This window comes from Stenotrophomonas sp. P5_A8, assembly GCF_056400545.1.
Genome location: NZ_JBFULB010000294.1, coordinates 1 through 4,764, shown reverse-complemented (window position 1 = coordinate 4,764; position 4,764 = coordinate 1). Strand labels below are relative to the sequence as shown.

Sequence of the window (4,764 nt, the reverse complement as noted above, 5' to 3'; positions counted from 1 at the left end):
CGTTGCAGGCGTTGTCGGCGTCGTGTGCGTGGAGCTTGGTCGAACGCTTGATGTACTTGCCGTACAGGGCGTGCTTGACCAGGCGTTCCACCAACACGGTGACCGTCTTGTCCATCTTGTTGCTGACGACACGGCCTTCGACCGTGCGCAGCGTCTTGTTTTCAGTATTGTCGCTCATCGCGGCCATCCTTACTTGGTGCTGCCGAGCAGGGTCTTGACGCGAGCAATCTCGCGGCGGACCCGGCGGGTTTCGTGAGTCTTCGGCAGCTGGCCGGTAACCTGCTGCATGCGGAGCGAGAACTGCTCCTTACGCAGATCGGTCAGGTGGGCCTTCAGATCGTCAGCCGACTTTTCGCGAAGTTGTTTGATATCCATTACATCACCGTCCGGGTCACGAAGGTGGTGGTCACGGAGAGCTTGGCGGCCGCCAGGCGGAACGCCTCGCGAGCCACGTCTTCACCCACACCTTCAATTTCATAGATCATGCGGCCGGGCTGGATCTGGGCGACCCAGTATTCCACGTTGCCCTTACCAGAACCCATTCGGACTTCGATGGGCTTCTTGGTGATCGGCTTGTCGGGGAACACTCGGATCCACATCTTGCCACCGCGCTTGACGTAGCGGCTGATCGAGCGGCGGGCCGCTTCGATCTGACGCGCGGTCAGCTGACCGTGGGCGGTTGCCTTCAGGCCGTACTCGCCGAAGCTGACAGCATTGGCGCTCCAGCTCAGGCCATCGTTACGGCCCTTGTGTACCTTGCGGTACTTGGTTCGCTTGGGTTGCAACATTGTCGTTACCTCGCTTCACGGGCCGGGCGCTGACGGTCACCACGGTCGCCGCGATCGTTACGATCGTTGCGCGGGGAATCGTCCTGCTTTTCCTGGCCAACCTGGGAGAAATCGAAAACCTCGCCCTTGTAGATCCAGACCTTGATGCCGATGATGCCGTAGGTCGTCTTGGCTTCAGCGAAGCCATAGTCGATGTCGGCACGCAGCGTGTGCAGCGGCACGCGGCCTTCGCGGTACCACTCCGAACGGGCGATTTCTGCACCGTTCAAGCGGCCACCGACGTTGACCTTGATGCCCAGGGCACCGAGGCGCATCGCGTTGCCGACCGAGCGCTTCATTGCACGGCGGAACATGATGCGACGCTCCAGCTGCTGCGCGATCGACTCGGCAACCAGCTGCGCGTCCAGCTCGGGCTTGCGCACTTCGGTGACGTTGATGTGCGCCGGGACGCCCATCATCTCGCTCACTTCCTTGCGCAGCTTTTCGATGTCCTCACCGCGCTTGCCGATCACCACGCCCGGACGGGCGGTGTGGATCGTCACGCGAGCGGTCTTTGCCGGACGCTCGATAAGGATCTTGCTGATGCCGGCCTGCGCAAGCTTCTTGCGCAGCATTTCCCGCACCTTCAGGTCGGCTGCCAGATAACCAGCAAACTCGGCCTTGTTGGCGTACCACTTGGAGTTCCAGTCCTTGGAAATGCCGAGGCGGATACCAATCGGATGAACTTTATGACCCATGGTGTTTTCCTTTCCGCTTACTTGCCGGCGCCCACAACCACAGTGATGTGGCTGGTGCGCTTGAGGATGCGGGTGCCGCGGCCTTTCGCCCGCGCCATGAAACGCTTCAGGGTCGGACCTTCATCTACCATGATGGTCTGAACCTTCAGCTCGTCGACGTCGGCGCCCTGGTTGTTTTCGGCATTTGCGATAGCCGACTCCACCACCTTCTTGATCAGGTGGGCAGCCTTCTTATCCGAAAACTTCAGCAGGTTGACCGCACGCTCGGCCGGCAGGCCACGCACCTGGTCTGCGACCAGGCGGGCTTTCTGCGCAGAGATGCGCGCGGAGCGCAGGATTGCTTTCGCTTCCATTGTCATCTCTCCTTACTTGCCCGACTTCTTGTCACCACCGTGACCCTTGAAGGTCCGGGTGATGGCAAATTCGCCGAGCTTGTGGCCGACCATGTTCTCGTTGACGAGCACCGGGACGTGGTTCTTGCCGTTATGAACGGCGATGGTGATGCCTACCATTTCCGGCAGGATCATCGAACGGCGCGACCAGGTCTTGATCGGCTTCTTGCTACCCGCAGCGGCCTCCACCTTCTTGACGAGGTGGTGATCGACGAACGGGCCCTTCTTGAGTGAACGTGCCATGGTCGATTAGCCCCTACGATCGCGGACGATGAATTGCTGGGTGCGCTTGTTCTTGCGCGTCTTGTAACCCTTGGTCGGAACACCCCACGGGGTGACCGGATGCGGATTACCCTGGCCGGCCTTCGCCTCACCACCACCGTGCGGATGGTCAACCGGGTTCATGGCAGCACCACGAACGGTCGGGCGAACACCGCGCCAGCGCTTGGCGCCAGCCTTGCCCAGCTTTTCCAGGTTGTGTTCGTCGTTACCGACTTCACCGATGGTGGCGCGGCACTCGACCGGCACCTTGCGCATTTCACCCGAGCGCAGGCGCAGGGTGGCGTAGATGCCTTCACGAGCGACGAGCTGCACGGCGGCGCCGGCGGCACGGGCGATCTGGGCACCCTTGCCCGGCTTCAGTTCGATGCCGTGGACAGTGGTACCGACCGGGATGTTGCGCAGCGGCAGGGTGTTGCCCGCCTTGATCGGCGCGTCCGAGCCCGCGATCACCTGGTCACCGGCCTTCAGGCCCTTCGGTGCGATGATGTAGCGGCGCTCGCCGTCGACGTAGCACAGCAGGGCGATATGGGCGGTGCGGTTCGGATCGTATTCGATGCGTTCCACGCGCGCCGGAATGCCTTCCTTGTTGCGCTTGAAGTCGATGACGCGGTAGTGCTGCTTGTGACCACCACCAACGTGACGGGTGGTGATGCGGCCGTGGTGGTTACGACCACCGGACTTACTCTGCGGCTCCAGCAACGCTGCGTGCGGTGCGCCCTTGTGCAGATCGGGCGTAACCACGCGCACGGCCGAACGGCGGCCGGGGGAAGTGGGCTTGAATTTCATCAATGGCATGGGATGGACCTCAGGCCTTGGCCGTTACATCGATGGACTGGCCATCGGCGAGACGCACGTATGCCTTGCGCCAATCGCCGCGACGGCCGGTGCGGTTACGGAAGGACTTGTTCTTGCCCTTCACGTTCAGCACGTTGACCGACTCGACCTTGACGGCGAACAACTGCTCTACCGCGGCCTTTACATCGGCCTTGGTCGCTTCGTTCGACACTTCAAAGACATACTGGTTGGAATGTTCCTGCAGGCGCGCGGTCTTTTCGGAGACTCGCGGAGCACGCAGCACGCTGAAGACTTTCTCGTTGGCGCTCATGCCAGCCACTCCTCGACCTTCTTGACCGCGTCAGCGGTGATGACGACCGTGTCGGCACCGACCAGCGACACCGGGTCCAGACCCTGGACGTCACGCACTTCCACGTAGGGAATGTTGCGCGCCGACAGGTACAGGTGCTCGGAGGCATCTTCGGTGACGATCAGCGGGCGCTTGCCCACTTCCAGGCCGGCCAGCTTGGCGATCAACGACTTGGTGTTGGTCGCTTCGACATCGAAGGACTCCACGATCGTCAAACGGCCCTGACGGTTCAGCTCGGACAGGATCGCGCACATGGCTGCACGGTACTGCTTGCGATTGACCTTCTGCTCGAAGCTGCGCGGCTTGGCCGCGAAGGTGACACCACCGCCGACGAAGATCGGAGCCGTCAGTGCGCCATGACGCGCGCCGCCGCCCTTCTGCTTCTTCGACTTCTTGGTGGTACCAGCCACTTCAGAGCGAGTCTTCTGCGCCTTGGTGCCGGCGCGACCGGCGTTGCGGTAAGCAACGACGACCTGGTGAACCAGATCTTCGCTGAAATCGCGACCGAACACGGCATCGGAGACCGAGACCTTGTTGTTGCTACCCGTGATAACGAGTTCCATCGTCATCTCTCCTTATGCCTTGCTAGCCGGACGAACGATCACGTCACCACCCGCTGCGCCCGGAACGGCACCACGGATTGCGATCAGACCACGTTCGACATCGACCTTCACCACTTCAAGGTTCTGGGTGCTCTGCTGCACCGAACCCATGTGGCCGGACATCTTCTTACCCGGGAAAACACGACCCGGGGTCTGGCGCTGGCCCAAGGAACCCGGCGCGCGATGCGACAGCGAGTTACCGTGGGTTGCATCGCCCATACGGAAGTTGTAGCGCTTGATGGTGCCCTGGAAGCCCTTACCCTTGGTGACACCCTGGACGTCGACCTTCTGGCCAACTTCAAAGATGTCCGCCTTGACTTCGCCGCCGACGGCGAAATCGCCGAGCTGCGCGTCTTCAACGCGGAATTCCCACAGGCCACGACCGGCTTCGACCTTCGCCTTGGCGAAGTGACCGGATTCGGGCTTGTTGACCAGGGCAGCGCGACGCGCGCCGACGGTCACCTGCACGGCGCTGTAGCCGTCAGCTTCGACGGTCTTGATCTGCGCGATGCGGTTCGGGGTGGCTTCAATCAGGGTTACCGGGATGGCCTGGCCATCTTCGGTGAACACGCGGCTCATGCCAGCCTTGCGGCCCACGAAGCCCAACGAATATTTCTTCGTCATGGTCGTAGTCCTCAGGTCAGCTTGATCTGAACGTCGACGCCGGCAGCCAGTTCGAGCTTCATCAGCGCGTCCACGGTCTTGTCGTTCGGGTCAACGATATCGAGCACGCGCTTATGCGTGCGGGTCTCGTACTGGTCACGCGCGTCTTTGTCGACGTGCGGGGAAACGAGAATGGTGTAACGCTCGATCTTGGTC

11 protein-coding genes are annotated in these 4,764 nt (G+C 61.6%); all 11 read right to left on the bottom strand.

The annotated features are described in order from the left end of the window. Nucleotides 1–178: 30S ribosomal protein S17 (gene rpsQ, locus AC1DQP_RS16600; RefSeq protein WP_478052033.1), on the bottom strand; the 178-nt coding region annotated here is incomplete at its 3' end. Nucleotides 179–189: 11 nt separating this feature from the next. After that, nucleotides 190–375: a 50S ribosomal protein L29 gene (gene rpmC / locus AC1DQP_RS16595; protein WP_017355413.1), complete on the bottom strand. Its 186-nt coding sequence runs from the start codon at nt 373–375 to the stop codon at nt 190–192. Next, nucleotides 375–788, bottom strand: coding sequence for a 50S ribosomal protein L16 (rplP, locus tag AC1DQP_RS16590; protein WP_068849463.1), 414 nt, complete (start codon nt 786–788; stop codon nt 375–377). The genes rpmC and rplP overlap by 1 nt, the downstream gene beginning before the upstream one ends. A 5-nt stretch (nt 789–793) precedes the next feature. After that, entirely contained in the window at nt 794–1,525 is a 732-nt protein-coding gene (gene rpsC / locus AC1DQP_RS16585; protein WP_042614225.1) for a 30S ribosomal protein S3, read from the bottom strand. Between the two features lie 17 nt (nt 1,526–1,542). Further along, nucleotides 1,543–1,878, bottom strand: coding sequence for a 50S ribosomal protein L22 (gene rplV / locus AC1DQP_RS16580; RefSeq protein WP_017355410.1), 336 nt, complete (start codon nt 1,876–1,878; stop codon nt 1,543–1,545). A gap of 12 nt (nt 1,879–1,890) precedes the next feature. Beyond that, complete coding sequence (gene rpsS / locus AC1DQP_RS16575) at nt 1,891–2,160, bottom strand: 30S ribosomal protein S19 (RefSeq protein ID WP_017355409.1); 270 nt, start codon at nt 2,158–2,160, stop codon at nt 1,891–1,893. Nucleotides 2,161–2,166: 6 nt separating this feature from the next. Further along, nucleotides 2,167–2,994, bottom strand: coding sequence for a 50S ribosomal protein L2 (rplB, locus tag AC1DQP_RS16570; RefSeq protein ID WP_256776219.1), 828 nt, complete (start codon nt 2,992–2,994; stop codon nt 2,167–2,169). A 10-nt stretch (nt 2,995–3,004) separates the two neighbouring features. Further along, nucleotides 3,005–3,304 carry a 50S ribosomal protein L23 gene (rplW, locus tag AC1DQP_RS16565; protein ID WP_256776218.1) on the bottom strand — a complete coding sequence of 100 codons (300 nt, stop codon included), beginning with the start codon at nt 3,302–3,304 and terminating at the stop codon, nt 3,005–3,007. Beyond that, nucleotides 3,301–3,906, bottom strand: a complete 606-nt coding sequence (gene rplD / locus AC1DQP_RS16560; protein ID WP_128095571.1) for a 50S ribosomal protein L4 — start codon at nt 3,904–3,906, stop codon at nt 3,301–3,303. The genes rplW and rplD overlap by 4 nt, the downstream gene beginning before the upstream one ends. A 12-nt stretch (nt 3,907–3,918) precedes the next feature. Further along, on the bottom strand, nt 3,919–4,569 hold the full coding sequence (gene rplC / locus AC1DQP_RS16555) for a 50S ribosomal protein L3 (RefSeq protein WP_256776217.1): 651 nt from the start codon (nt 4,567–4,569) through the stop codon (nt 3,919–3,921). An 11-nt stretch (nt 4,570–4,580) separates the two neighbouring features. Continuing rightward, nucleotides 4,581–4,764 (bottom strand): 30S ribosomal protein S10 (gene rpsJ / locus AC1DQP_RS16550; RefSeq protein WP_478052032.1); only part of this gene is annotated, 184 nt, incomplete at its 5' end.

Coding starts and splice junctions, on each gene's coding strand:
- rpmC (WP_017355413.1), bottom strand. CDS start 375: ATGGATATCAAACAACTTCGCGAAAAGTCGGCTGACGATCTGAAGGCC.
- rplP (WP_068849463.1), bottom strand. CDS start 788: ATGTTGCAACCCAAGCGAACCAAGTACCGCAAGGTACACAAGGGCCGT.
- rpsC (WP_042614225.1), bottom strand. CDS start 1,525: ATGGGTCATAAAGTTCATCCGATTGGTATCCGCCTCGGCATTTCCAAG.
- rplV (WP_017355410.1), bottom strand. CDS start 1,878: ATGGAAGCGAAAGCAATCCTGCGCTCCGCGCGCATCTCTGCGCAGAAA.
- rpsS (WP_017355409.1), bottom strand. CDS start 2,160: ATGGCACGTTCACTCAAGAAGGGCCCGTTCGTCGATCACCACCTCGTC.
- rplB (WP_256776219.1), bottom strand. CDS start 2,994: ATGCCATTGATGAAATTCAAGCCCACTTCCCCCGGCCGCCGTTCGGCC.
- rplW (WP_256776218.1), bottom strand. CDS start 3,304: ATGAGCGCCAACGAGAAAGTCTTCAGCGTGCTGCGTGCTCCGCGAGTC.
- rplD (WP_128095571.1), bottom strand. CDS start 3,906: ATGGAACTCGTTATCACGGGTAGCAACAACAAGGTCTCGGTCTCCGAT.
- rplC (WP_256776217.1), bottom strand. CDS start 4,569: ATGACGAAGAAATATTCGTTGGGCTTCGTGGGCCGCAAGGCTGGCATG.